25 protein-coding genes and 3 pseudogenes are annotated in these 25,620 nt (G+C 56.5%); 16 read left to right on the top strand and 12 right to left on the bottom strand.

What is annotated here, in order from left to right; translation table 11 throughout:
- The first annotated feature begins 52 nt into the window (after positions 1-52).
- Positions 53-325: an RNA repair domain-containing protein gene (locus F7C38_02260; protein ID MCE4600375.1), complete on the top strand. Its 273-nt coding sequence runs from the start codon at positions 53-55 to the stop codon at positions 323-325.
- On the top strand, positions 292-1,659 hold the full coding sequence (locus F7C38_02255; protein ID MCE4600374.1) for a hypothetical protein: 1,368 nt from the start codon (positions 292-294) through the stop codon (positions 1,657-1,659). The genes F7C38_02260 and F7C38_02255 overlap by 34 nt, the downstream gene beginning before the upstream one ends.
- Here the strand turns inward: F7C38_02255 and F7C38_02250 are convergent.
- Entirely contained in the window at positions 1,652-1,867 is a 216-nt protein-coding gene (locus tag F7C38_02250) for a hypothetical protein (protein ID MCE4600373.1), read from the bottom strand. The genes F7C38_02255 and F7C38_02250 overlap by 8 nt on opposite strands.
- 205 nt (positions 1,868-2,072) lie before the next feature.
- Here F7C38_02250 and F7C38_02245 point away from each other — a divergent pair, with 205 nt between their 5' ends.
- The 4 genes from F7C38_02245 to F7C38_02230 all read left to right on the top strand — a co-directional run bounded on the left by F7C38_02245 (position 2,073) and on the right by F7C38_02230 (position 4,596).
- Positions 2,073-2,606 (top strand): hypothetical protein, encoded by a 534-nt coding sequence (locus F7C38_02245; GenBank protein ID MCE4600372.1) that lies wholly within the window; start codon positions 2,073-2,075, stop codon positions 2,604-2,606.
- Positions 2,607-2,674: 68 nt separating this feature from the next.
- A complete protein-coding gene (locus F7C38_02240) occupies positions 2,675-3,733 on the top strand; it encodes a M42 family metallopeptidase (GenBank protein MCE4600371.1) in 1,059 nt (352 codons plus the stop codon).
- Positions 3,730-4,197: a hypothetical protein gene (locus F7C38_02235; GenBank protein MCE4600370.1), complete on the top strand. Its 468-nt coding sequence runs from the start codon at positions 3,730-3,732 to the stop codon at positions 4,195-4,197. Before F7C38_02240 ends, F7C38_02235 begins: the two co-directional genes overlap by 4 nt.
- Positions 4,198-4,362: 165 nt before the next feature.
- Positions 4,363-4,596 carry a hypothetical protein gene (locus tag F7C38_02230; protein ID MCE4600369.1) on the top strand — a complete coding sequence of 78 codons (234 nt, stop codon included), beginning with the start codon at positions 4,363-4,365 and terminating at the stop codon, positions 4,594-4,596.
- Here the strand turns inward: F7C38_02230 and F7C38_02225 are convergent.
- Positions 4,573-5,328: a queuosine precursor transporter gene (locus F7C38_02225; protein MCE4600368.1), complete on the bottom strand. Its 756-nt coding sequence runs from the start codon at positions 5,326-5,328 to the stop codon at positions 4,573-4,575. The genes F7C38_02230 and F7C38_02225 overlap by 24 nt on opposite strands.
- A gap of 174 nt (positions 5,329-5,502) precedes the next feature.
- Here F7C38_02225 and F7C38_02220 point away from each other — a divergent pair, with 174 nt between their 5' ends.
- From F7C38_02220 to F7C38_02210, 3 genes are read left to right on the top strand one after another with little or no spacing between them, the layout of a single operon-like run.
- Positions 5,503-5,817, top strand: coding sequence for a thiamine-binding protein (locus tag F7C38_02220; GenBank protein MCE4600367.1), 315 nt, complete (start codon positions 5,503-5,505; stop codon positions 5,815-5,817).
- A complete protein-coding gene (locus F7C38_02215; protein ID MCE4600366.1) occupies positions 5,814-6,452 on the top strand; it encodes a hypothetical protein in 639 nt (212 codons plus the stop codon). Before F7C38_02220 ends, F7C38_02215 begins: the two co-directional genes overlap by 4 nt.
- A 5-nt stretch (positions 6,453-6,457) precedes the next feature.
- Positions 6,458-6,919, top strand: coding sequence for a hypothetical protein (locus F7C38_02210; protein MCE4600365.1), 462 nt, complete (start codon positions 6,458-6,460; stop codon positions 6,917-6,919).
- Here F7C38_02210 and radA read toward each other — a convergent pair.
- The 3 pseudogenes from radA to F7C38_02195 form a co-directional block, all read right to left on the bottom strand.
- A pseudogene (gene radA, locus F7C38_02205) lies at positions 6,903-7,511 on the bottom strand (DNA repair and recombination protein RadA). The gene F7C38_02210 and the pseudogene radA overlap by 17 nt on opposite strands.
- Before the next feature lie 30 nt (positions 7,512-7,541).
- Positions 7,542-8,054 (bottom strand): annotated as a pseudogene (locus F7C38_02200) (Hint domain-containing protein).
- Positions 8,055-8,108: 54 nt separating this feature from the next.
- A pseudogene (locus tag F7C38_02195) lies at positions 8,109-8,459 on the bottom strand (helix-hairpin-helix domain-containing protein).
- 258 nt (positions 8,460-8,717) lie between these two features.
- Between F7C38_02195 and F7C38_02190 the strand changes: the two are divergent.
- On the top strand, positions 8,718-10,097 hold the full coding sequence (locus F7C38_02190) for a hypothetical protein (GenBank protein MCE4600364.1): 1,380 nt from the start codon (positions 8,718-8,720) through the stop codon (positions 10,095-10,097).
- A gap of 178 nt (positions 10,098-10,275) precedes the next feature.
- Here F7C38_02190 and F7C38_02185 read toward each other — a convergent pair whose 3' ends face one another.
- The 4 genes from F7C38_02185 to glmS all read right to left on the bottom strand — a co-directional run bounded on the left by F7C38_02185 (position 10,276) and on the right by glmS (position 14,409).
- On the bottom strand, positions 10,276-10,545 hold the full coding sequence (locus tag F7C38_02185; protein MCE4600363.1) for a ZPR1-type zinc finger protein: 270 nt from the start codon (positions 10,543-10,545) through the stop codon (positions 10,276-10,278).
- 102 nt (positions 10,546-10,647) lie between these two features.
- Positions 10,648-11,244 (bottom strand): ASCH domain-containing protein, encoded by a 597-nt coding sequence (locus F7C38_02180; protein ID MCE4600362.1) that lies wholly within the window; start codon positions 11,242-11,244, stop codon positions 10,648-10,650.
- Positions 11,245-11,406: 162 nt separating this feature from the next.
- Positions 11,407-12,558, bottom strand: coding sequence for an NDP-sugar synthase (locus F7C38_02175; GenBank protein ID MCE4600361.1), 1,152 nt, complete (start codon positions 12,556-12,558; stop codon positions 11,407-11,409).
- 9 nt (positions 12,559-12,567) lie between these two features.
- Positions 12,568-14,409 carry a glutamine--fructose-6-phosphate transaminase (isomerizing) gene (glmS, locus tag F7C38_02170; protein ID MCE4600360.1) on the bottom strand — a complete coding sequence of 614 codons (1,842 nt, stop codon included), beginning with the start codon at positions 14,407-14,409 and terminating at the stop codon, positions 12,568-12,570.
- 129 nt (positions 14,410-14,538) lie between these two features.
- On the opposite strand from glmS, the gene F7C38_02165 reads away from it, so the two are divergent.
- The 3 genes from F7C38_02165 to F7C38_02155 all read left to right on the top strand — a co-directional run bounded on the left by F7C38_02165 (position 14,539) and on the right by F7C38_02155 (position 18,457).
- A complete protein-coding gene (locus F7C38_02165; GenBank protein ID MCE4600359.1) occupies positions 14,539-15,129 on the top strand; it encodes a hypothetical protein in 591 nt (196 codons plus the stop codon).
- A gap of 181 nt (positions 15,130-15,310) precedes the next feature.
- On the top strand, positions 15,311-17,158 hold the full coding sequence (locus F7C38_02160; protein ID MCE4600358.1) for an aldehyde ferredoxin oxidoreductase family protein: 1,848 nt from the start codon (positions 15,311-15,313) through the stop codon (positions 17,156-17,158).
- A gap of 84 nt (positions 17,159-17,242) precedes the next feature.
- The gene (locus tag F7C38_02155) at positions 17,243-18,457 is read left to right on the top strand and encodes an MFS transporter (GenBank protein ID MCE4600357.1); all 1,215 of its coding nucleotides are present in this window, start codon (positions 17,243-17,245) and stop codon (positions 18,455-18,457) included.
- On the opposite strand, the gene F7C38_02150 is transcribed toward F7C38_02155, so the two are convergent.
- Both F7C38_02150 and F7C38_02145 read right to left on the bottom strand, forming a co-directional pair.
- Complete coding sequence (locus F7C38_02150; GenBank protein MCE4600356.1) at positions 18,454-18,789, bottom strand: hypothetical protein; 336 nt, start codon at positions 18,787-18,789, stop codon at positions 18,454-18,456. The genes F7C38_02155 and F7C38_02150 overlap by 4 nt on opposite strands.
- A 45-nt stretch (positions 18,790-18,834) precedes the next feature.
- Positions 18,835-19,425 (bottom strand): GNAT family N-acetyltransferase, encoded by a 591-nt coding sequence (locus F7C38_02145; protein MCE4600355.1) that lies wholly within the window; start codon positions 19,423-19,425, stop codon positions 18,835-18,837.
- A 130-nt stretch (positions 19,426-19,555) separates the two neighbouring features.
- On the opposite strand from F7C38_02145, the gene F7C38_02140 reads away from it, so the two are divergent.
- The 3 genes from F7C38_02140 (at position 19,556) to F7C38_02130 (ending at position 24,376) form a co-directional block, all read left to right on the top strand.
- A complete protein-coding gene (locus F7C38_02140) occupies positions 19,556-20,560 on the top strand; it encodes a 2-hydroxyacid dehydrogenase (GenBank protein MCE4600354.1) in 1,005 nt (334 codons plus the stop codon).
- A gap of 22 nt (positions 20,561-20,582) precedes the next feature.
- Entirely contained in the window at positions 20,583-22,277 is a 1,695-nt protein-coding gene (locus F7C38_02135) for a thiamine pyrophosphate-binding protein (GenBank protein ID MCE4600353.1), read from the top strand.
- A 110-nt stretch (positions 22,278-22,387) separates the two neighbouring features.
- Positions 22,388-24,376, top strand: a complete 1,989-nt coding sequence (locus F7C38_02130) for a hypothetical protein (protein MCE4600352.1) — start codon at positions 22,388-22,390, stop codon at positions 24,374-24,376.
- Positions 24,377-24,462: 86 nt separating this feature from the next.
- On the opposite strand, the gene F7C38_02125 is transcribed toward F7C38_02130, so the two are convergent.
- Positions 24,463-25,521, bottom strand: coding sequence for an FAD-dependent oxidoreductase (locus F7C38_02125; protein ID MCE4600351.1), 1,059 nt, complete (start codon positions 25,519-25,521; stop codon positions 24,463-24,465).
- Between the last annotated feature and the right edge of the window lie 99 nt (positions 25,522-25,620).

Below are 25,620 nucleotides of genomic sequence, written 5' to 3'. Positions count from 1 at the left end.
GCTAGTATATAATTTAGGGTCCAGGCGTCAACACCTACCCCGATGTAGAGCGTTGGGTAGAAGGAGGAGTAGAATAAAACAAGAGATCAACAAGCTACTATACAGCGAGGGAGGTGATAACTACACCATCATGTACATAGACCGTACACCCGAGACGGGTGCACGGCTCAAAAGCCTCCCCCTAAACCGGGTGGAGAGAGTGACGGAATGGGCTGTCTACCTCGACGACGAGGAGACCGTGATCCCCCTGCATAGGATAGTGGAGATACGCGACTCCGAGGGTGTAGTCGTTTGGAGGAGATACAGGGGCCGGGATACAGGATAATCGTCGACGACAAGGCAGTCATACCCCAGTGGAACGAAGAGACGAGAACCCTATCCACGCCTAGACTCTACCTTGAGCTCGACGCCAAGTTCAGCCTGGCCGGCGAGAGGATAGCCGGGCTCCTGCTCCCACCGCTTAAAGCATACAGCGATAGCTTGGAGGAGGTAATCAACACCTATAGGAAGAGGGTTGTAGCGGAGCAGGCGGCTGACCTGGTCTCGCGCCTAGGCCCCTTAACCGCCGAGGCCCGCGTCGAGGCATCATTCTTCCCGGCCAGTAGAGCCTACATGCTTTGGAGCACCTTGGGGTGCCTGATAGGCGACGCAATCAATAGCGATGAGACTGTTAGTGCATACCTGGAGCATGCCAGTGTTGCGGGAGTCGTTGAAGGAGGCCTAGTCAAGGTCAAGCCTAGGAGGTATAGGGAATACATTGTATCCAACATTAGGAAGCTACAGCTCAAGACGCTCGGCATGGCTGGCAACGTGGCCAGGTACATGGGTAGGATCGGTAGGATGACGCTCAACTACTGTATCTCGACTCCGGAGGCCCCGGATCCTTCGAGGCACGTGAGGCTTCCAGAGGGCCGGTTCCACTACGAGTGCCCGGGGCCCAGGGAGCTAGCGCGATACTACCTCGGCGTCGTGGAGTCATGTAAGAGGTCCCAGTGGACCTCCTCGACAGTCATATGCAGGGGCGAGAAGGGCGATAGGGTGGCGGTGAAAGAGTATCTTAGGATGATTGTCAAATGGCTCCCCGCGTCGATTGCAAGCTCGCCAGCTCTAAACTACTTGATAACCCCGAAGTCCAGGCTCGCCAACGAGTATAGACACCTAAGGGTGCTCAGAAGCGTTATACCAACGCCCAGGATACTAGGCGTGTGCGGAGACCCGACCAAGGCGGTAATGGTTAGGGAGTTCGCCGAGGGCGAGCCCGTACTCGACAGTGATAAGCCCCTCTACTGGAGGATGTCGGGGGAGGCATTAGCCACTATACACGGCCATGGATACGTCCTGGGCGATCCCAACCCGGGCAACTTCGTCATAGATGGGGACACTGTGGGGCTTGTGGACGCCGAGCAGGCTAGGGGGTTCACGGCCAGGAGGGGGGCCTGGGATCTGATAGTCTATGTCTACTACTCGGTGCTTCTCGGGAAGAGGGGGGATCTCATCGTTGAGGGTCTGAGGGGGTACTTGGACGGGATCGGTGCCCTTAGAGACGAGGTGGTAAGGGAGCTAGGGGATAAGAGGCTCTGGAACTGGCTCAGGATCCTGCCGGTCCAGTATAGGAGGGCTAGGGAGGTCTTCAGCGGGGTCGGGATAGAGCTCACCTGAACGTGTTTATATATGCCAGGTGGCCGTAGCGGGCGTATGTCCTGGCTTTAACCGCTTCTGAGAGTTCTATCCCAGCTGGCTGGCCTCCTTGCGCCATAGCGTCTACTACCCCCATGGCCGATAACTCCTCTAGTATGGGGGTGGGTCCATACACCTCGGGCGGGTTTCTCCTGGCTATCCTCGCTAGCCTAGTTAGTGCCTTCTTCATACCGATCACCCCACTCGTCTATTGCAACCCGTGGTTATATACTAGACTACGACTTTCACGGAGTTACTTAAGTGGGTTGCTACACGGTGGGACCGTGTCACACGAGAGTGTAACCGGCCATCACCAGCGGTTTCAAGGCTAGATAACGTAATTACCGCGGGGAACGCCCCATAGCTAGAATGATATCACGCCATGGGTGAGGCCAGTGGACAAGAACGTGGCTGCATCAATAGCAATAATACTGCTGGTGATAGCAGTCGCCGCTGTAATGTACGCCAACGAGGCCGTTCCAGCAAATACTAGAGCCACAACCACCCCCTCTACAACCACGGGAGCCGCTAATACCCCCAAGGAAACCACTACAAGTACGACAGTAGAGAGGACTACTAGCACAACGGAGACAGGAGGCAATATGGGAGCATCCAGTGGGAACTCCACCGGTAACGCCGTCACCCTCACCGTGTACAAGTTCAGCATAACAATATACCACGACGATGGAAACCTGACATTGCAAATAGAGTTGCCGAACCCCTGCTACAAGGCCAACCTGACATACCAGGAGAAGGAGGAGACGCTTATACTGGACATAAACTCCCCGCCGCCAGGGACCGTATGCGTACAGGTCCTCCATGAGGAGACCCTAACAGTGAACCTGGGAGAACAAGTCCCAGACCAGGTATTATTGGTGGTGAGGCTAGACGGGAGAGTAGTGGGCAAGGCCACAGTCGAACTGGGCTAGACCCTACACAACCCCCTAAATTTATGCCGGAAGAGTGCAACGTTGGATACTAACCGGTGGATCACAGGATGCCCTACCTGGAGACCCTGGCGCCAGACAGGACTCTCCTGGAAGACCTAATCCTCCTACCCGGCGCTCCAGGCTACGAGGACAGGGTCCGGGACTACCTAAGGGAGATTGCCTCGAAGTACGGGAAGGTCGAGGAGGACAAGATAGGCAACCTACTCCTACACCTCGGAGGGCGCGGCCCGAGGATAGTCATAGCAGCCCACATGGATGAGATAGGATTAGTGGTTACCGGCATAGAGGATAACGGGCTCCTATCCTTCAGGAAGCTAGGGGGCATAGACGACGCGATACTACCGGCTAGGCACGTCCTGGTGCATGGAGAGAAGGGCGCTATACCAGGCGTCATAGGAGCAGAGCCTCCGCATCTACGCTTCGCTTCCCGAACCACCCGGCAGGAGAGCCAGGTGAAGCCGTGGTATGAGTTGAGGATCGATGTGGGAGCCGAGTCGGGCGATGAAGCCAGGGAACTGGGGGTCAATGTACTGGACCAGGTGACCTTCAAGAAGCATATCTCGTATCTAGCCGGTGGTAGATACGTGGCCTCCAGGGCCCTCGACGATAGGGCTGGATGCGCGGCGCTAGTGGAGCTGGCCAGGCTCATTGGCAGCGGCGTTGTAAATCCAAAGGCCGAGGTGATCCTGGCCTGGACTGTGCAGGAGGAGGTCGGCCTCATGGGCGCCAGAGCCCTCAACAGGAGGCTTGAGCCAGACCTCTTCATAGCCGTTGACACCGTCACCTGTTGCCATCCCTCGGTTACGGGTGGATTGAAGCTCGGAGGAGGGCCGGTCCTGAGGGCCATAGATAACGCCTATGTGTCCCCTGCCAGGCTTGTGAAGAGGATCCACGCTACGATAAGTGATAAAGGTATACCCGTACAGGTCTCCTCGGCTGGAGGAGGCACCGACGCGGCGGCGTTCCACGTGGCTGGCGTCCCCTCGATCGCTATTTCATCGCCTCTAAAGTATACGCATAGCCTTGTCGAGAAGATGAGCTTATCCGACTATGCCAACTGGGTTAGAAGCCTGGCTGCAATCGTCGAAGAGGGTCTAGAGCCTTGACGAGGATCCTCTTCTACACTTACTTCCTCTTGGCCATTGCGGTGTTCGAGGCGATAATCGGGTTATCCCTGCAGAGCCTCGGGGCGCTCATAGCCTATAATCTACTCTTGCTGGCGGCATCTATCGCGGCGGGCCTCGTCTATTCTACAAGGTATTCCGGGAGGGCTCGTGTGGCCGGCCTTCTATTGCTAGCCGTTTCGGCTGTCAAGGCCGCTTCCCTCGTATACGATCTACCTGTGGTGGCCGACGCTGTGGTTGACATGGTCTTGGTTATAGTGTTGGTCTCCTCGGTAGCCCTCCTGCGGGGTGGCAGGGTAGCCTTGTTGGCCGTGGTCTTCGCGGTAACGGGCTCTGTCCTGGTGTTTTTGAAGCTGGATCCCTATACCCTCGTGGGAGGCCTTATACTCGAAGCCGGAGCCGCGTTTCTGGCTGCGGGCCATCTTCGACCGGTTAACAGTGGTTGACGCTTGGGGGGACCCTCCGGGAGTGGGCAGTGAACGCGGCATCCCTTCTTTGCCTTTAAATAGTTTCATTGTATTAAGATTTAAATATGGGCTCGACGATACCACTGATAATGCTGGGCAGCCTTGGGAAACTCGTCCCTGTCCTGGAATGGGGGTGTATGGCCCATGGAGTCCCTGGGAAGCGTGTTGAGGGATATACTTTCTAGGAGGGACCCCCATGGATACTACGTCATACCCATCGACATTGAAAAGCTCGACGCCGTCCTGGACAGGAGCAGGGTAGAGGGCTTGAAGATAGTCTACTTGAATGAGCTTGCCCTTGTAAAGACTAGGAGCAGGGGGCTCGCTGAGAGGATCGCTAGGACTGCGGCCCGGCTAGGAGCCCTGGTCGTGGAATAGGCTTCTACCAGGATAGCCCCTGTCTCCTACGACTCCAAGCCTCCCCGGTATTTCCACGCCTATATAATTGAGGGCGAGGTATGTGCCCAGGTACACTAGCGGGGTGTCGCCCAGCGCTATAAGCCACTTCACTATATACTGGCCCACTATTATACTCTCCACCGCGCTCCAGGGGAGCGGGTTTCCACCCATTAGCCTCGGTAGTATGTTGAAGGCTAGCGTGATGAATATCGCCGTGTCTATTAGCTGGCTTACCATCGTCGAGGCGTTGTTCCTGAGCCAGAGCATCCTCCCCCTTGTCTTGGCCTTCCAGAAGTGGAAGGCCCACACGTCGTGGGTCTGGCTTATGAGGTATGCCGTTAGGCTGGCTATGATTATGGTAGCGCTACTGCCTACTACGGCCTCGTAGGCCTCCTTGCCGACGGGGCTGAAGGGGGCGTAGGGGAGTTCTATGGCGAAGTAGTTGTAGAGGAGTACTATTATCTGGGTCGCGAATCCTATTAGGACGGCGGTGCCCGCTGCCTTTCTACCATAGACCTCGCTGATTATATCGGTGAATAGGAAGGTCATGGCGTAGGCTAGTACAGCTGCTGGGGCCGCTACGGTGTATCCTAGTATGTTTGCTGAGAACAGTTTCGACGCCAGGTAGTTGGATGAGACCAGGCTTCCGGTGAACAGTGCGACTAGTACCGCGTAGAGGGTTGAGGCCCTGTCTAGCCGTATCTCGTTCATCGTCTCGATCCACCCTAGCGCTATATCCTGGCCCTAGACGGGATATATTTGTTAACTCGACAACCAATAATATACGCTGGCAATACTATAACGCATGCTCTAATTGTTAAGCAGGGTGATCGTACGAAAGTAATATTCGACCAACCACTCAACTAGTATATGGGGTGCGTGGCGGTGCCGATAGTGTCTTTTAAAGTGGTCCCCATAACAGGCGAGAGGAGCGTGTCCAAGTACGTGGCCGAGGCGGTCAAGGTATTGGTGGAGGAGGGATTCGACCCCATAGTCACCCCCGACACGACGGTCATATCCCTGGACGACCTCACCAGGGTGGGCGAGATACTGGGTAAGATACACGATAGGCTCACTGGCCTGGGAGTGAACCGTGTGGTCACTATAGTGATGGTCGACGATAGGAGGGATAAACCCGGCAGGCACCCGCTCGATCTAGTAAAGAGTGTCGAATCCATGATCAGGGAGGGGAGCCATTGAACATAGAAGTCGTGAATTCTGCCCTCACACTAGCCGTCTTCACGATAGCCGGGATAATGGATTACATCTACAGGGAGGTGGACCCAGAGCTATGGCTCATACCGGCTCCGATCCTAGGCGTGCTGGGGCTCGCCTCGATAATGAATAAGCCCCAGGGCCCGTGGAGCTACCTCTACCTCTATGCAATGAACGGGCTTATGGTATTGTTCGTGGGGTTGATGTACAAGATCGACCTGATAGGCGGGGCTGATCTAGCGGCTGTCTCCTTCCTCGCCATAGCACTACCGGCCGTCCCCAACAGTATCTTCCCATCAGTCCTCCTATCTATTACCTATTCTATTCCATTCGTCGTCGCCTACCTAGCAATCCAGCTATACCGGGCGTGTGGCGTGAGATGCCTTGCCAGGGGCCGGGTGAGGGTTAAGGGGTCGTACCTCGTGGAACACCTTCACTGGTGGATTCCATCGGGTTCCCGCATAGAGGGGGACCCCCACGAGATAATCGCGCGTCTCAATGCTTGGGATAAGGAAATCGAGGCTACGCCACTACTCCCACTAGTAACGCTCCTATGGCTGGGTCTATCGGCTGCCCTCTTGTTTGGAGACGGGCCGGTAGCCAGTTTGCTTGGTGGGTGAAGGGCGTGTCCCTTGACCCATTGAAGGGCTTAGAGGAGCTTGGCGTCGGGGATGTGGTGAAGCTGACACTACCCTTGAAGTCGCGCTATCCAAACCGGATGCTTAGGAGGATAAGATTCGCTAAGGGTAGTATCGGGTACTGGATCGTGTTGTGCAAGGGACTCTCCTGCAGGGCCTGTGGGTTCCCGGAGGAGCCAACCGTTACCATCGAGCACGTGGTTGAACGCGATGTCTTGAGCGACCTGAGGCATAGGGTTCCCGTGGTTACCCTGCGGTGTTGCGGCGAGGTCGTGGGTAGGGGTGCGTGGGATGGTAGCCGTATTGTCTTGGAGGATATAGCTTGTTGGGTCGAGTTGGGTGCCAGGGGCGTGGTTTGCCGGGGTAGAGTTTGTAGTGACGGGTTGGTTGAGTGTGTTAGGGGGTGTCTCGGGTCTAAGCCGGGCCACTCCGCTATTCGACGTCCCTGATGCCCCACTCTGTTATGGCGAAGACCGCCTCTCCCTCGGGGAGGTGAGGGGCGTCTACCACCCTTGCTATCCTCTTGTTGCCCCTGCTCTTCTTCAATTGCACACGTACGCCCGGCGCATGGTATAGCACGTGGCCTCCCACGGCCGTGGTCGGGTCTCCATAGAATACGTCTGGCCTGGCCATTACCTGGTTTGTTATGACGACCGCCACGTTGTATATCTCAGCTAGCCTGGCCAGCTGGTGGAGGTGCTTATTCAGGAGCTGTTGCCTCATCGCCAGGTTTTCACGTCCTGGGTATTCGGCTCGGAAGTGCCCGGTCACAGAGTCGACTATTACCAGCTTTATCGGCTCCCTCTTTAGTAGATCGAATAGTTGTTCTACTATGGCCATCTGGTGGTGGCTGTTTATTGCTCTTATCCAGTATATCTTCTCCATGACTTCGTCTGGGTCTAGGCCCACTCCTCTGGCCATCTGCTCGATCCTCTCCCACCTGAAAGTGCCCTCTGTATCTATGTAGACTGCCTTGGCGTCCAGGCCTCCCTGGTCCTCCGGCAGCTGTACATTGACGGCGAGTTGATGGCAGAGTTGGGTGTTATGTAGTATCAAGCCGTTTGGAGCTATGAAGTTGTGTATACCCGGCACGACTAGATCGTATACCCAGTCATTGTACCCCTCTATCTCGGCGGAGGCCACTCTATATACTTCGACTAGCCCGGATAAGTCGAAGCTCTCTGGGCTCTGAACCTTTACCGTGGGCTTTAGAAGCCTCCGCTTCTCTCCCGCGTCTCCAAGCCCTGTATTCGAGCGGTCGACTGGGATCTCCCTTAGGGCCACGACCCTATCGCCAGGCTTTACCTCGCGGGCAGGCCTCCATTGCGGCTTTCCTTCCCCGCCGAGGACTAGCACTGGGTGGTTTAGGGTGGTCTTTACTTCCACGCCGTTGTCGAATGTTATCTTGACTATGTTCCTAACTTTCTCCCTGTAGATGAACTTCGCCTTGGTCTTCACTAGCCTCATACTGGAGGTGTCAACGGAGTAAACCCAGAGGTTGTGGACTGGTACAGCGTATCCCTCGTCTACGCGTACCTCTCCATTATCCTTGAGGTATTTTTTATAGGCCTCTTCTATGCTCATTACATGCAGCTCGCCGTCATTCTCGAAGTAGACGGTTGTATCCTTTGAGAAGCACTTACCGCTCCCGAATTCTCCGAAGAACTCGGTGATCGTCCTAGTCTCCACGCCACCGCCTAATAGCTCGTCGAGGGCCTTGCTCCCAGTCGTTATCTTTCTGACGTTCAGCCTCTCCATCTTAAGCTCCTTAGCGGTCTTGAAACGTATATCCAGGGCCTCTCTGGCGGCCTGTATTATCTTCTGGGCCGTCGGTAACGGTATACCTGTCACCTGGCTGAGCTCGTGTGGTGTTGCGACTGCGATCGCCTCGATGCTGGTGTAGCCGTGTTCTATCAGCTTCTGGGCGGCATTGGGTCCTACACCCGGGAGATCGGTTATATCTTTTATTTCCTTTTGCTTCTTAGCCATATCTTTCCAGTCCCCCTCAACTCCTCTCCCTATGCGCCAAGGGTAATATGGTTACGGTGCACCAGGGTTCCTAGTCCCCCAGTGCACCGGACATATTCCACGTGCGCCGGGCCTGGAAACCCAAACAATTAACCATATAGCGTACAACCCAGGTAAAAGATAGATAGCCCGACGTGGGAGGTCCCCAAATACAGGATAACTCGTTCACGCGCTTTTTAGACGGGCAAAGAATCGTAAGTAAACGGTGGGGCCACTGCCTTGAGGATACTCTTGATCCACGCCGAGGAAATATGGTACAAGACCCACAAACCCGCGATCAAAAACCCACCCGATCCCCCATCAGAATACGCGAGCAGAAACGCCACCGTAGCATACCTAAGTGTTGAAAGGGGCGATTCCGAAGAGGCCGCCGCAGAGGCCGCTAGAGAGATCCTGAAATATGCCCGCGACACTGTGAAGTCCTCCTCTATAGTGCTATACCCCTACGCGCATCTAAGCAGCAACCTAGAACGGCCGGCCAAGGCGCACCGTATACTAGTGATGATAGAGAGGGAGCTCCGTGGCGCGTGGGAGGGAGAACTACATAGAGCCCCCTTCGGATGGTATAAGGAGTTCAAGCTCCACGCAAAAGGCCATCCACTAGCAGAACTCTCACGCACAATAACCCCCACGGAGGCTAGGGTATGGTATAGGTATGAAGGCAAGCGCATAGACCTGGATAAGGCCATCAACATGAAGCTAGTACCAGAATGCCTCTCCCCGGGGACGTTACGCTTCAGCGGGTTAACAAAGGAGAAAATTGAGTTATTCGGCCTGACCAGGTTCGAATCATGGATTAGCACCAACCTAGTTGCCAGGCTGAAACAGAGGATAGAGGCGCTGCAGAGACCAGTAGACCACTACAGGAACACTCCCTACGTGGATCCAAGCGACATGCATATGGTAGACAAGGTAAAACACCTCTACATTGAAGGCTCTACCGCCCCCCTGAACTCGGTTACAGGCACGCCACTAGCCTCAGCTGTAGTGAAGACCGAGGCCAGTATTAGCGAAATCTTAGAAGAGATTGACCCAGGCATGGTGAAACAGCTACATAGGATCAAGCTGTGCGGCGATGCAGACTGCCTAGATCTGGGCGTGGAGGGAAACCTAGTCCTCTACCAGGGTAAAGCGTGTCTCCCCCTAGGCGTAGAGACGGAGGGCTATACCCTGGTAGGCCCCCTAGGTAATCTAGCCAGGGCGGCGGTGGACTATGAGGCGACAGCTGCAGAGGCCACAGACCACACGCCCACGCTACCAGTATGGCTCCACCCCATAACGGTATACGTGATCCCAGTGGGGGAAACCGTAGCCGACTATACCAGGACTATTGTAAGGGAGCTAGCCAGCATAGGGGCCAGTGTTGTAGTCGATGAGACCACCAAGGGGGTTGGAGCCAGGGTTAGAAGGGCTGGCAGGCTATGGGCACCCTACATAGCGACTATAGGCGAGAGGGAGATGGAGTCTGGGACTGTAACCGTTAGGAGGCGTGCCAGGCCAGGGACCCAGGAGGTCTTACCCTTCAGCGAGCTCGTCTCCGAGGTAAAGGGCCTCCTCAGCCTCTACGGTGTCAGCGGCACCATCCGATACCTTACCTAGAACTATGTGGAAGGTGTTCCTCTTACAGTAGGGGCAGAAATGGTATATCCGGCCCATCTTATCGAGCCTGAAGCTGACTGGCAACTCCCAGGTTCGGCCGCACTCCGTGCAAGCAAGCTTCCACCGAGTCATTGCATGAAACACCCAACATAGCCTCCCAGCCGGGAGGCCTTATACTTTACCTGTCCAAGGACATGCGAGATGTCAAGTACATCTTCTCGATTACCGGCCTCAGTCTTGGCATGAACATGTTCCTCATCAGGTAAAGAGCCTTGAGGGGGACGATAATTCTCTCTCCAGACACCCTATACCCGCAGACAGGGCACTCGAATGAAACCGATATGACTACATCGTTACTGGACTCGCCCGGCCACTTCAGCTTATACTTATAGTCTCCGGGCGCCCCGCATGCCGGACAAGGCCCTACTTCGACAATCTCATGCTCCAATAGAGGGTACACCTCCAAGACATGGCCGAGACCCCACAGGCGGGCCAGTACCCTGTGACTAGTATACCCGGGCGTCTACTATAAAGCGATAGACGCCCGCCTCTACCCCAGGACACCGAGTTCCTTCAGCCTATGCAGGGCCCTTCTTAGAACCCTCCTGACATTCTTCCTCCTATGCACGCCGCCATACAACCTAGTAGCCGTCAGCCTGATGCTATTGGTCCTAGTTAGGTCAAGGAGGATCCTCCTCTCCTCGTCGTCAAGCTCGTCCTTTAGGTACCTGAGCGCTATACGAGCCAAGTCGCCTGGGGATAGCCCTCTATAGGGGTCCTCGGAGGCCTGCTCGTCTAGCCTCCTGATCGAGTCGAATGTAATGACCGACACGTAGTCGTCTAAGCTGATGTCTCTATACATCTTCTTGAGTTCCCTGAATAGCTCCTCTTTGCTTTTGAAACCGTCGAGCCTTGCGTCATCATCCGTTAGGTCTTTCACCTGTTTTACAATTATCTCCCTTATCCTGGCCTTTGCCACGGGCCTGCCTCCCGCGTGTATTATGACCTCTGGGTGCCTTACCCTGACGATGCCGAGCCTCACAGTGGCTCTCTTCTCGCCCGAGAACAGTTTCCCAGCATACTCCCCCTTGAGCATTATATGCCTTCCGAGGAAGACGACCTTCCGTTTTTTACCCTTGCCAGCCACTCCTATTACCCCGTGGCCCCGCCAGCCAGGGTCCCCGGTGATCGATGGTCCACCTCAGACGTTACCAGGAGAGGTGGACCGGGCTGAAATATATGGTGATGTGGGGCCAAAGCGGTGAGGTCGTTCCCTTGGCTGGCGGGGCTCTGCTACCGGGCTTACTTGTTATTTAACTAGCGTGCCTGGTTGTAGGCTCTTGCAGGTGATCTCGTCTGGCGTCGTATAGGGGGCGAAGACTGTTCCGAGGACTATTTTCTTGGGCTTGCCCTCAACCAGGCCCTTCATCCACTCGGGGATCCCGGCTAGTTCCCCGTCACGGGCCACAGTATAGGGTGGGAGCCTACTGTTCTCGCCGACTATGCTTGACGCTAGCACCGAGCCCGCGCCTATCCTGCTCTCCTCTAGGATGACGCTTCTCCTGACTATGGATAGGGGCCCTATTACCGAGCCCTCCTCTATCACTGTTCCAGGGCCTATCACGGAGTTAGCCTCGATCCTAGCCCTGCTGCCTATGAAGGCGGGGCCTTTGACGACAACGTTCTCCTCTATTACCGCGTTGGACTCTATGACGACGCCGTTACCGATCCTAGCCGAGGGGTCGATCTCCGCCCTGCCCCTTATAGTAGTAGAGTACTTGTCTAGCACCAGCCTATACGCCTCTAGGAGATCCCATGGATAGGCTATCTCCAGCCAGTCGCCCTCCCATATATACGCTCCCACGAGCCCCCTCCTGGCCAGAACGTTCATCCCATCCATGAACCCCTTCTCGTACAATATCCTTAGGACCGTCGACTTGCCGATCAAGACGCCTGCAAAGACGTAGCCTCTCCCGGCCCTCCACTCTTCAAGGGTCTCGGTTATCCTCTCCACATTACCCTTCAAGCCCACGCTCACGAAGCCAAAAGTCTCCAGGCCACTAGCTATAGGAGCCAACGCCATGACAACGGGGTACTGGCTCTCGCTATAGGAGTCCAGCAGCCTAGCAGCTATGTTGTTCGGCCTAGCAAGGTATCCTGTGAATGAAAGCAACACCTCTCTCTCAGGGACGTCTTCCAGGGCATGACTTATCGCGTTGTTAAGGCCGGGTTCCTTTTGTGCTACGACCTCGAAGCCCGGTGGAGCCCCCTCTAACGGTATCATTGATGGGTTAACTATAATCCTCCCACCTTCGGGTCTAACCTGTAGGACCTGGCCTATGGTATAGTCGAGTATCCTCTTGCCTCCTAGGCGGATAAGGGGTTTGGGCCTCTTACTAGTCAGTGGGCCCAGCCTCTTACCCCATCCTCCAGCTAGTATAGCCGTCCACACGACGAACACACCCCCGTCTCACTCGACGGTAACCGTCTTGGCTAGGTTACGTGGCTTGTCGGGATCATATCCCCTGCGGACTGCCATGTGGTATGCTAGTAGCTGGAAGAATGGTATTATGCTGAAGGGCTCTAGGAGTATGTGGCTTGTCGGCGGGGAGTCCTGGACCATGATATCCCTGGGCAGGTCCAACTCTAGATTCGCTGGCTTGACTACCCTGACCCACGCACCCCTAGCCCTCATCTCTATGGCGTTACCGGATACCTCTGGGGAGTCGCTGGTGCCTAGCACGAAGACGGGAAAGCCCTTGTCGACGAGGGCTATGGGCCCGTGCTTGCTCTCCCCCGCGGGGTACGCCTCCGCATGGACGTAGGCTATCTCCTTCACCTTCAATGCGGCCTCCTTAGCCAGGTACGCGCCGAGCCCGCGGCCTAGTATGTACATGCTGCTTCTCTGGATGACCCTGGAGAGTTCTCGGGCCTCGGGATCTCCGACTTCTATAGCGTCTTTAACCACAACTGGGGCGTCTCCGATCATGTTCCTTAGGAGTCTGGCCTCGTCCTCGTCTATAACGTTGTTCTCCCTAGAGGCGGCGACGGCGAGTAGTTCGAGGAGCAGTATCTGTGTCAGGTATGTCTTGGTGGCGGCGACTCCTATCTCGGGCCCGGCCCGAGTGTAGAGGCTGAGGTCTGCGTATCTTGAGAGGGCGCTGCCGATCACGTTTGTAACGCCAACCACTTTTGCTCCCCTCTCCATGTAGTGCCTCACGGCTTCCAGGGTGTCGAAGGTCTCCCCGCTCTGGCTGACCGCGACTACGAGGGTATCCTTGTCCACGACCGGGAGCAGGACCTCGTACTCCGATGCTATCAAGGGGCTCGAAATCCTCTTGGCGAGCCTGGATAGGAAGTAGTGTAGGACTAGGCCGGCGTGGTAGCTCGTGCCAGCGGCTACTATGATGACCTTATCAGACTCTACGAGTAGCCTGGCGGCCTCCCTCACAGCCGGATCCTCGATGGACCCATTGTATGTGTCGTAGAGGGCCTGGGGCTGCTCATATATCTCCTTTATCATAAAGTGTGGATACCCGGATTTCGACGCGGCTTCAGGGGTCCATTCGATGGTCTTCGTCCTAGACGCTAGCTCCCCGGCCGGGACCCTGGCTACTCCCTCCTCGTTGAGCCTGTATATCTTCACCTCCCTGGGCGTTATGTATCCGAACTCGCCGTCTTCCAGGGGCAGTATCCTCCTGGTCACGGTTAGGAGGGCTGGGATGTCGCTGGCAACAGCGTTTTCTCCCTCTCCTAGGCCTAGGAGTAGTGGGCTCCTCATCCTGGCGAAGTAGACCCTGTCGGGCTCCCGCCTGTGGACTATGGCTAGGGCATAGGTCCCCTGTAACCTCGATAGCGCCTTGGCAAACGCCACTATGAACTCATCGCCTCTTGCAAGGTATTCCTCTATTAGATGCGCTATGAGCTCGGTGTCGGTCTCGCTCTTCAGTCTATGGTTCCTCGCCGCGAGCTCCTCTCTTAGAGAGGCGAAGTTCCTTATGACGCCATTATGGACGACTGCTATCTCGTCCCTACAATCGGTGTGGGGATGGGCGTTGTAGTCGGTTGGGCTCCCATGCGTCGCCCATCTCGTATGCCCTATCCCGGCCTTGCCCTTCAGGCTGGCGAAGTCTATCTTCTTGGCGAAGTCGTCTATCTTGCCAGCGGCCTTACGTATGACTAGGCCGTTAGACCCCACAAGGGCTATGCCGACGCTGTCATACCCCCGGTACTCCAGCCTCCTCAGGCCCTCGACGAGCAGCTCGGCGATATTGCCACGTTTCTCCGTGGTTAACCCGATGATACCGCACACCAGTCACACACCACGGCTCCTCCAATCTCTGGGATGCTGTACTTTCTAAATTCAGATTAACACGGAGACAACCCTCTCTAATTAATATACATGATGCTATACATAGAATAATCCTATGGGTGGAGTAGCATGCCCTCCATGATGCACCTGCTTAGAAACGGGTTGACCGCGCCCTTCAAGGCAGTAGTATCGCCCGGCAGGGTCTTCGCGGAGATACGACGTTATACCAGGCAGTATGGAATCTACTTCACTGCATCCTTCTATATAGGGGCCTGGCTCGGCATATCCATGGCCACTTTCGTGCTCGTAATGCTCGCCGTGGCATTTCACAGCCTAATAGGCCTCAAGCTGCTGGAGTTCGCCATCGCCCCCCTGGAGGCCCTAGTATATAGCTTCCTGTTCCCGCTCGTCGCCGCGGGCATCGACTCGATCCTGATAATGATCCCCGTACTGCTAGACAGGAACCGGCCGCCCATCCACGCGGTCCTAGCGGTGAGGGCTTCCAGCATGCTACCATACAGCCTGAGGATAGTGTACCTTGCTATAACCGGTGATCTCCACTTCAAGAGCCTAGTCTCGGCCTCCACATCCCCCATAGGCCTGGCACTCCTGGTAGTGGGTTTCCTGCTAACAGCCTATGGACTCGTGAAAGTTGGAGTGGGGAAAGGCTACGCGGCCGTGGGAGCGGTGCTCCCGCTCCTCTACAAGCTGGTAGTGTAGATAGGCTAACTATCGACCGGGGGCATAGAGGTGCTGGAGGGTCCCTCCTTGGAGGGGGCCTCGGGTTAAACACGGCTCCTCACAGCCTGTGCTGAGGTCACGGCCGTTACCTCATAGGCCCCCTGGGAAGTGTTTTATCTAGTGGGCGTCTTATTGTTTAGAGGGGGTCTAGGGCTTGACCGTGGAGATCCTAAGGGTAAACCTGTCTAAGTCGACTGTGCGGGTTGAGGAGCTGGACGAGGAGACGGTCACCCTGTTCCTGGGCGGAAAATCACTGGGGACCCTGTTAGTCTACCGGGAGGTTCCACCGGCCACGGACCCCCTGTCGCCCTCCAACAAGATCGTGTTCGCCGCCGGCTTCTTCAACGCACTCGTGCCCGGTGCCAGCAAGGTAAGCGTCGTGTCCAGGAGCCCGCTCACGGGCCTAATCCACGACAGCTCTGCTGGAGACTTCTTCGGCCCCCTGCTTAGGAAGGCCGGGTTCAACGGGATAGTGGTCGAGGGGGCTTCAAAGGACCCGGTCTACCTCTGGGTGAACGACGGCGAGGCCGAGATCCGGGGCGCTGAGAAGCTGTGGAGCTTGAGGGTCCCTCAGGCCACCCGCAGGATTAGGGATGAGACCAGTGCCAAGGCTAGTGTAGCAGTCATAGGGCCGGGAGGCGAGAACCTGGTTAGATTCGCCCATATAGCCTTCGACGAGGAGAGGGCCGCTGGCCGCGGGGGCCTGGGGGCTGTCATGGGCTCCAAGAAGCTGAAGGGGATCGCCGTATATGGCTCCAAGAAGCCTAGCGTCGCCGACGAAGAATCCCTTTCCAGGCTAGGTAGGAAGTGGTATGACTACTTCGCGTCTAGCGGGAGGTACGCTGACATGCGCACGTACGGCACGACTAACGCCCTCCTATACTCCGCCCAGATGGGTATGAGCCCCAGCTACAACTTCCGGAAGCCGTGGATCCCGGTTGAGCTGGCAGAGAAGCTCGGAGGGGGCGAGGTAAAGAAGAGGGAGGCAGAGCCCCCATGGTATATACACGGGGCTAGCTGCCCGATCAAGTGCGCCCGCTATGCGAAGTCCAGGTTCAAGGGGTTCGAGTTCCTGGTCAAGCCCGAATACGAGAACCTCGCAATGCTCGGAGCCTCAACTGGCGTGTTCGACCTGGACGCCGTGCTCTACTTTAACAGGCTCGTCGACGACCTGGGAATTGACTCTATCAGCACCGGGAACGTGATAGCCTGGTTCCTCGAATTAGTCGAAGAGGGACTACTAGACCCGGCAAGCTATGGAATCACCGCCGAGGGCTTCGGCGACGCGGAGGCCGTCGAGAGGCTGATCAACGACATCGCATACAGGCGGGGAATCGGCGCCGTACTAGCCGAGGGGGTCGCCGAGGCCTCAAGGATACTTGGTGTCGGAGGCGAGCGGGCGGTGCACGTGAAGAAGCTGGAGGCACCGGCCTGGGACCCGCGTGGCAGGAGAGGACTCGCCGTCAGCTATGCCACGGCCGATGTAGGCGCCAGCCACCTAAGGGGATGGCCTAGAACCAGGGATCCCCCGAGCAGTGGGCCTGCTAGGGATGTAGTCAAGAGCATGGCTGACGCCAGGGACTTGGACGCGCTATTCGACACCCTTGGGATCTGCAGGTTCGTCCCCTACCCGAGAGAGGCTATAGTAGAGTTCTACAAGTACGTTACCGGCGAGGAGAGGAGTATAGAGGACCTGCTACTAGTGCCTAGAAGGGCCGAGGCGCTGGCCAGGATACACGCGGTGCTCAGCGGGCTCTACCCGCCCCTGCACGACGACATACCCAGGAGGTGGATGGAGCCCGAGCCCGAGGGGCCCTTAAGGGGTGAGAAGGCGTTCATCGACGAGCAGGATAAGGTGGAAGCCATAAGGGAGTACTATAGGATAAGGGGCTGGCACCCGGAGCTCGGGGTTCCACTGCCGGAGACTGTTGAGAGGCTCGGGTTAGAGTGGGCTCGGGGCGATGCCCTTAAGGCTCTTGAGAGCGCTATGAAGAGGTCCCTGGCCTAAGGGATATACTTAGGATTCTATTATTACCCTCATCTATATATCGGCCTCCAATAACCTTCCTCCCCCGGACTCGGTGCCGGGTACATGGATGGCCAGCTGAAACGCTTGATCATCGCCGGGCTAGCCTGGGGGCTCTCGTGGGGGCTGCTATGGTCGGTCCTAGCCCCGTACCTACGGGGCCTGGGCTATACTGGCAGCCAATACGGTCTAGTGGGGAGCACGGCTGTCCTTTCAAGCGCTGTATTCACTCTGCTTGGAGGGTCCCTCAGCGATAGATACGGGTCTAGGAGCGTGTTGGTGGCGAGTTCGGCGATAGGCACCCTCGCCCTGCTACTAGTATCGACCGGCAGGACCTACCTTGTAGCTGGCGGCTTCTTCCTCAACGGGATGGCTAGTGGCCTGGGCTTCGTCGCCCAGCAGGCCCTGCTGGCCCGTACCGGTAGGGACGAGGAGCTCCACTACACCTACAGCTATGTCTCGGCGGCGAGCACGCTTGGCGGTGGTATGGGTAGCTTCCTGGGATGGCTACCAGTGCTCGCACACCGGTATCACGGTGTGCCATTGCTTGAGGCATACAGGTATAGTATCGTGGCCTCGTCGCTCATACTATTGTTGACGATCCCGGTTGTACTGGGCTTGAGGGAGCGTATCACTGTAGAGGGGAAACGTGGGTATAGCTTGTTGGGGGCCGCTAGGAGGTTCACCAGGAGCTTCTACTTGATAGCGGTCATCAACATGGTTATAGGCTTTGGAGCGGCGATGAGCATCCACAACATAGACTATTACTTCACGGCGAAATACGGGGTGACTAGCGCCGAGCTGGGCAGCGTCTTCGGCCTCCAGGAGCTTGCAATGGCTTCTCTCATGATTGCAATGCCTAGGATCGCTGATAGGGCGGGCGGGGTATTGAGGGTATACCTGGCGGTCAGTTATGCTAGCATACCACTGCTCATAGCGATGACTCTAGTGGATAGCTTCCCGGTAGCTGCGGCGATCTATCTGGTTAGGAGTGTGCTTATGAATGTCGCGAACCCGCTCTTCACGGCCTTCGTTATGAGGCTTGTTCCAATGGAGCTACGGGGCACAGCCTCGGCCTTCCTAAGCCTCTCGTGGACCATACCGGCCGGTGGTGGAAGGGCTGTTGGAGGGTGGCTACTCGACATTGACCTGGAGCTCCCCCTTAGGTTGACCGCCGTGCTATATACTGTAGCGCTGACTATACTCGCCGTCGTCTTCCGGAGAGAAGTCGGGTCTGGGGGTGGGGAGTCTAGAGCTATGGTGGCTCCAGGTTCAGCCTAGACTGGTATCTCTTGTTGGGGCTCCCTTATCCTGTCGGGGATCCTCTTAACCCGGAAGAATCCTATCCTCCATAGCTCCTCCGAGAAAGGGTCCTCGGGCTCTACTATCTCTAGCAGCTCCACCTCGGCGCCCAGGTCCTCTAGGACGTATTTGAAGTCTTCCACCCAGTCGTTTATACCGCATGTGAGGCAGAAGCTCCCATCAAACCTGACGACGACCACGTCACCCTCAATCCTTTCGAGCCTCGCGACGCTCTCAGGCGCCCTATACCTGTTGTAGAGCTCTATAGCCTTGTCGACCAGCCTCTTCAGCTTCAAGCTTACAACCGTCATTCCACTCCCCCGGTGCCCCCTCTCGGCGTGGCGAGTCGAGGGGATTTATTGTACACGTATAGCCTCGCGCCTTCTAAGCCTCTTCCAAGGCCTATAGCATATAGCCTGGAAGACCCTCTCCACGGCGTCGTCGTCTAGATCCGCTATTAATCCTAGACCCGTATCGCCCGGCTTTACAGCCACCATGCTATCCTCATACCCGCACGATGCCCTGGCGATCTTCCTCGCTATGGCATGGCCGTGGGATTCCTCTATGGAGTCGTAGGTGTAGATGCGGTAGCCGATGCTCTCGAACATCCTCCTGCTGGCGATGTTGCCCTCTCCAATAGTGGCCAGGTAGGCCTTGGACCCTGCAATCTCTTCTACGCTCAATACTAGTATCCTACCTATATCATGGCCCCTTGCCCGGGGCGACACCACGACATAGTAGATTATGGTTAGATCGCCGCCTCTCTTGAAGGGGATAGAGTAGTACACTATACCGCCCCTGGGCGCCCCGTCGATATAGGCTAGAAGGTATTCTGCTATCCCGCCTCTGACCGCTTCGACTGCATAGTAGGAGTGCCATTCGCCCATCGACTCGGTGAGCAGCTCCTCTAGGACTCGGAGACTACCCCTTTCTACTACTATCTCCATGCTCTCATTCCTTCCCCGGGATCGTAGGCTACTTGTAACCGGAGGTGATATTAACTTAGCCGTCTAGCTAGGTCTAACATTAATATATAGACTGTCGACACATATAAGTGAAGTGCCGACGGTGGGATCCATGGAGAGCGACTCCTACACAATAGTCAGCATGAGCCCTCTACCCGAATCCTTCTTCAGGGCATTATTCGCGCCCTATACCAGGGAGCTGGACAAGCCACTCGACATCATAGTCCTGGAAGACCCCGGCAACCGCGAGGCGGTGAAGGAGGCCCTAGAGAAGGCCGATGTCGTCATCGGAGACTATAGCTTCAGGTTCCGCATCACGAGAGAGATATGCAGTATGATGAAGAAGGTCAAGCTAATAGCACAGCCTAGCACCGGCTACGATCACATAGACGTAAAGGCCTGCGCCGAGAAGGGGATACCCGTGGCCAACATCGGGGCCGCGAACGCCGTGTCGGTCGCAGAATACACTATAATGACGGCCCTAGCACTCCTCCGCAGGCTCATGAAGGCCCACAACGACCTCTCCAACGGCCTGTGGAGCCAGTGGGAGCTCATGGAGCTAGGCACCTATGATCTCTTCGGGAAGACCTGGGGCGTGATTGGCCTGGGGCGTATAGGCAGGGAGGTCGTCAAGAGGCTTAGGGGGTTCGATGTCAGGATACTCTACTACGATAAGTACAGGCTTTCCCGTAGCGAGGAGGAGGAACTGGGTGTGGAGTATGCGCCGTTCCCCAAGCTACTCAAGCTGAGCGACGTCATATCCATACATGTTCCACTCACCGAGGAGACTAGGCGTATGATTGGCGAGAGGGAGCTGCGGCTCATGAAGCCTACCGCCATACTGATCAACCCGTCCCGGGGCGAGATAGTGGATGAAGAGGCGCTGGCCAGAGCCTTGAAGGAGGGCTGGATTATGGGCGCCGCCGTGGATGTCTACACTGTAGAGCCGCCGGGCCCGGATCATCCCTTGATAAAGGTTAAGGGTGTTAATATAATCACGACGCCCCACATAGCCGGGGCTACAAGCGATGCGAGGACTCGTATAATACAGGTCACCGTGGAGAACGTTGTTCGCGTGTTGAAGGGAGAGAAGCCGCTGAACGTGGTGAACATGTAGCAGTTACCTCAAGGGTGGTTGGATGGCTGGGATAAACCGTGTGGCGGACTATATAGCGGAGTACCTCAAGGCGCTCGGTGTAAAGAGGATATATGGGATTATAGGGACTAGCGTGGTCGACTTCGTAGACGCGCTCTATGACAGGAGAAGCGATCTCAGATACGTCTCGGTGAGGCACGAGCAGGTAGCAGTCGCCATGGCCGACGCCGAGTACAGGTCAAGCGGGCAGCTGAGCGCGGCACTGGTACACGCGGGGCCGGGATTCCTCAACTCCCTTATAAGCCTCGGTGTAGCGTACAAGGACAAGGTCCCCCTCATACTGTTGTCTGGAGGGGTCAAGCGCCGTCTATATGGAACCGACTCATGGCTGGAGGTAGACCAGCAATCCATAGCGAAGAGCCTCACACGGGCTACGGTGAGGATAGATGATCCGGAGGACCTAGAACGCAGCCTCGGGTACCTCGTGAGGACGGCCTTCACGCCCCCCAGGGGACCCGTCCTACTTGAGGTTCCAGAGGACCTCTGGAGCAAGCCAGTTCCAGCCAGCCGCCTCCCAGGAGGCCTCTCAGACCTCATCCCAGAACCTGCGAAGCCGCCAGTCGATATAGTGAAGGAGGTGCTCGGCGACCTAGTGCGGGCTAGCAAGCCCCTGATCTACGCTACTGGCGAGTGCGTTGGAGACGGTGTGAACTCTGTGATAGACGAGCTCGCTGAGAGGCTCGGGGCATACGTCGTTACGAGCGGTAACGGGCGTGGTGCGTGCAGCGAGGTCCACCCGAGGTGTCTTGGCAGGGTCGGGTTTGGCGGAGGGTCCCTCCCAGCGGATAAGGCCTTTGAGAGCGCAGACTATATACTAGTTCTAGGCGATGAGCTAGACGATATAGCTACCTACGCCTACACAGTGTATCCCGAGGGCGATATAGACATCGTATCAGAGAACCCGGTCGTCGAGAAGAGACCAATATACTATACCCGCTTGGTTAAGGCCTCGCCGTACCACTTCGCGCTGATGCTATTGGAGGAGGCCAGGAAGAGTGGTGTAAAGGAGGACAAGAAAGAGTGGGACGGCGAGATAGCAGGATACAAGTCCGCCTGGGAGGGCATGCTGGAAGAAGCCGTTGAGAGGAGATACGAGGGCTTCGCCAACCCCTCACTATTCTTCAAGAAGCTAAACGACCGGATAGACGAGGACACAATAATAACCGGGGGACAGGGAACCCACATAGTCTACACCTACGACTTCCTAAGGATAACGAAGCCCGGCAGGTTTCTAGCGGCTACAAACCTGGGAGCGATGGGATACGCCTTCCCCGCCGCGCTGGGGGCGAAGCTCGCGAACCCAGAGAGCGAGGTCATAGCCGTGGTTGGCGATGGAGAGTTCATGATGACGCTCCAAGACCTGGAAACCGCTGTCCGGGAGGGTATCCCCGTTAAGGTGATCGTAGTCAACGACAACTCCTATAGAGTCCTCCTGCTGAGGCAGAAGATGCAGAAGAGCGGCAGGGTGTATGGAACCATCCACACCAACCCCAGCTTCGAAGCCCTAGCACGGGCCTTCGGCGCCGAAGGAACTACTGTAGGGAGCGATGAAGAAATCGACTCTGCCATAAGGGATCTCCTAGAGGCGGATAAGCCTTTCGTCCTGGACCTGCTCATCAGTCCAGAGGACCTGCCGCCGTTGAACCTTGAAGGCAGCCTTAGGATGGCAGGCGGTTAGAAGCAGGAGACAGCCTCGATCCCGAGGCCCACGGGAATTCCACTATCTTCTCCTGGAAGCGCGTATAACCCTCCAGCACTCCCATAACTTTCATACAGGGTGCAAAATAATTGGCTAGACGGGCCGGGATAGGGGCTATAATGATCCTACTCGTTCTCGCAGCAACGCTCCCCCAGCCGGTTGCGCACCCAGCCAGCGCCGGGGAATACACTAGTATACGGGAGTGCAGGGCCTACATTGTAGCCGTGGCCTCAAATGGCAAGGGCGTGGCCGGCAACCTGACCGTTAGGATAGCATACCCGGGGAGCGGTAAGGTCTACATATCCACGAGCCCTGCATCCATGGTTGACACGCAGGGGAGTGCAAGGATAGCAGCTTACGCGGCCTCCCTGCTAGCGGGGGTCGATATGACGAGGTACGACTTCTTCTATGATATCGAGTCGAACTCTATAATCGTCGGCGGTCCAAGCGCTGGCTTCGCCATGGCACTGGCGACGCTACTAGCTCTAGAGAACCAGACCTGCACTGCCTCCTACGCCGTGACCGGCATGATCCAGCCCGATACTAGTATCGGTCCAGTCGGCGGCTTGAAGGAGAAGCTGGAGGCGGCTGCTAGCGTTGGGGCGAAGCTGTTCATGATACCGGCTGGCCAGGAGGTCTACACGTACTACCAGACAAAGTATGTCCGAGTTGGCCCCTTCGTGTACGCTGAGAGAAAGCCGGTCAAGGTAGACCTCGTTAAGATGGGCGAGGAGCTCGGAGTAAGGGTGGTGTCTATATCCACGTTGAACGAGGCATTTACCCTGTTGACTAACAAGACCCTTGTCAGCCCCACTCTAAAGGCGCCCGTCCCTGGAAGTGGCGCCTCCGACATGCTAGTCGAATTCGTATACACAGCGAATGGAACCGTAGAGGACGTACTAGACAGCATACAGCATAGCGATGTAAGATTCATACAGGGGTTAGAGGCCAACGCGTCCGCCAGGATGAGGGAGGCGCTAGACCTGTTGAACCGTGGAGTCTACTATCCGGCGGCGCTCGACGCCGTCGACGCCCTCTCCTACGCCTACCAGGCAATGTACGCTGACATAGCAGTCTCCAGCAACCTAAACGTGACTTCAGCCGTCGCCGACGTGAACACCTCTATCTCCAGGGCATACGATACCCTGACAGAATACAGCCAGAGATCCGCCTTAAACCCCCAGGCGGTCGAGAGCCTAGCGAAGGCATGGGCCAAGCTAGGCATCGCCACATACTACTACCAAAAGGCGGTCGACTCTCTCGAAAAAGACAATGGCTTCTATTATCTGCCACGGACGTTCTTCGGAGGCGTGATAACATCGCCGCTGGAACTCCTCGGTAACGCTAAGTCTATGGCCGTCTGGGCCATGTTCTGGGCAAACCTATCCACGAGACTGGTAGGAGCGAGCAACTATACTGTGAGCAAACAGAGCCTAGAGGAGGTCGCACGCCTCTTGGAGGCCGAGGCTAGGAGTACAACAGCATACCTGCAGACGCTGCTAGAAGAGGCAGGAGCCGGGGCAAGTCAAGCGGAGTTGCCAGCGTTCCTCGTCGAGCTAGCATCCACTACTAATAACCAGATAGCGATAATCGGCTACTCTATAGAATCCATATCTCTCACTACCGGGGTTATACACGAGACGTTCACTCTCGACCCAGCCAGGACCTCGCAGGGGCTAGAACAACTAGCGGCGACACTCTACAACAGGACAGGTAATGCCTCGCTACAGATCCCTCTCCTGCTGGAGCTCGCTAACGCTAGCAATGACGCCAAGACCAAGGTCATGGCTAGTAGCCATGCGATACTCTACGGGTGGCTAACATGGATGCTATCAAATGAAACCAGCAAGATAACACATCCGAGGCCAGAACAGGTGCAGCAAACGATGACGACAACGACTACACAAGCCGGGAGCACTCATGGAGGAGAACAAACGAGGACCAGCGAATCAAGCGGTGGCGCACAGAGTGGTACTGGTAGAGAGGCTAGCCCAGTGTATGGCTTGGTCTTGGCTGTAACGGCGATATTCAGCGTGATGATAGGAGTGGCTATCGGTAGCATGTCTAGGCGTTCATAAAAACAATGTAAGCCCCCGGCTCTCGCTCGAAGACCCGCCCGAAGGGTCTCTATCCCCCTGGGGACGGGTCCCCCCGGCCTTCTGGCCTATTTGGATGTTAGGTACTCGTGTATCTTCTTTGCGGCGTCCATGCCGCTCTTCAGGGCCGGTCCTATTAGGCTTGGCCCGTGTCTTACGTCTCCAGCTGCGAAGACGCCTTCCCTGGTTGTCATGAAGTTGTCGTCTGTCACTATGGTTCCGTGGGGGTCTACCTTGATCCCGCAGCAGCCGTCTTTGATGGGGGGCGTCGGCAACACGCCCACAGCCTTCAATACATAGTCGAACTCCTCCTCGAACTCGCTTCCCTCGATCGGGACTGGCTTCGGCCTCGCCTCAGCACTCACCTTGACCAGCCTCATTCTAACGAACTTCACTATCTTCTTCCCATTCTCCTCCTTGAACTCCACGGGCTGCGTCAGCTCCCAGTACTTAGCCCCGGCTGCTATGAGGTTGTCTATCTCCCTCTTACCCATGGGAGCGTACTCGGCCGACCTTCTATAGCTCAGGACTACCTCGCGGACCTTGCCCTTGAACTCCTCGTAGGTCAGCGGCATTAACACTGCGTCTGCCGCGGTGAGTCCACCGCCTATAACCAGCACCCTGCCCTCTAGCTTCGGCACGCTGTCCCACGGCTTGTAGCCGTACTTGGCCATATGGACCGCTACTATCCACTCCACGGCCGGGTAGACCCATGGGAGGTCTTCTCCTGCAACGCCCATGGCCCTGGTCTTCCAGGTCCCGGTGGCTATTAGGACGGCGTCGTACTCGTTTATCAAGTCCTCTAGGTGGACTCTCTCCCCTGGAGCCACTATTTCGTCCATCAAGCCGAGGTCTCCTGTCATGTCGACTTTGGTGCGTAGTACGAACTTCACGCCAGCATCTATGAGCTCCTGGATGCCCTTCCTAACTGGTCCCTTTGGTATCCTGGTCATCGGTATCCCGAATAGGATTAGGCCTCCGGGCTCTGGGTTCTGGTCGTAGACCACGACCTCGTGGCCCCGGCATCTTAGTATGCCAGCCGCGCCTAGGCCGGCAGGGCCTGCCCCGACTATGGCTATCTTCTTGCCTGTTGGCGGGGGGACTTCCTTGCATCTGAGGAACTTCACATCCACCACCTCTAATTTGTTGTCCGTGGAGAACACTATGTTGCATAGAATTAAAACGGATCAAGATGGCCTAGTCCATACAAGGAGTCCCGGGGGCCT

The sequence above is a fragment of the Candidatus Thermodiscus eudorianus genome (assembly GCA_015521085.1).
Lineage (GTDB): Archaea > Thermoproteota > Thermoprotei_A > Sulfolobales > Acidilobaceae > Thermodiscus > Thermodiscus eudorianus.
The sequence above is the reverse complement of the archived record's forward strand: the minus strand, read 5'-3'. Positions and strand labels throughout refer to the sequence as shown.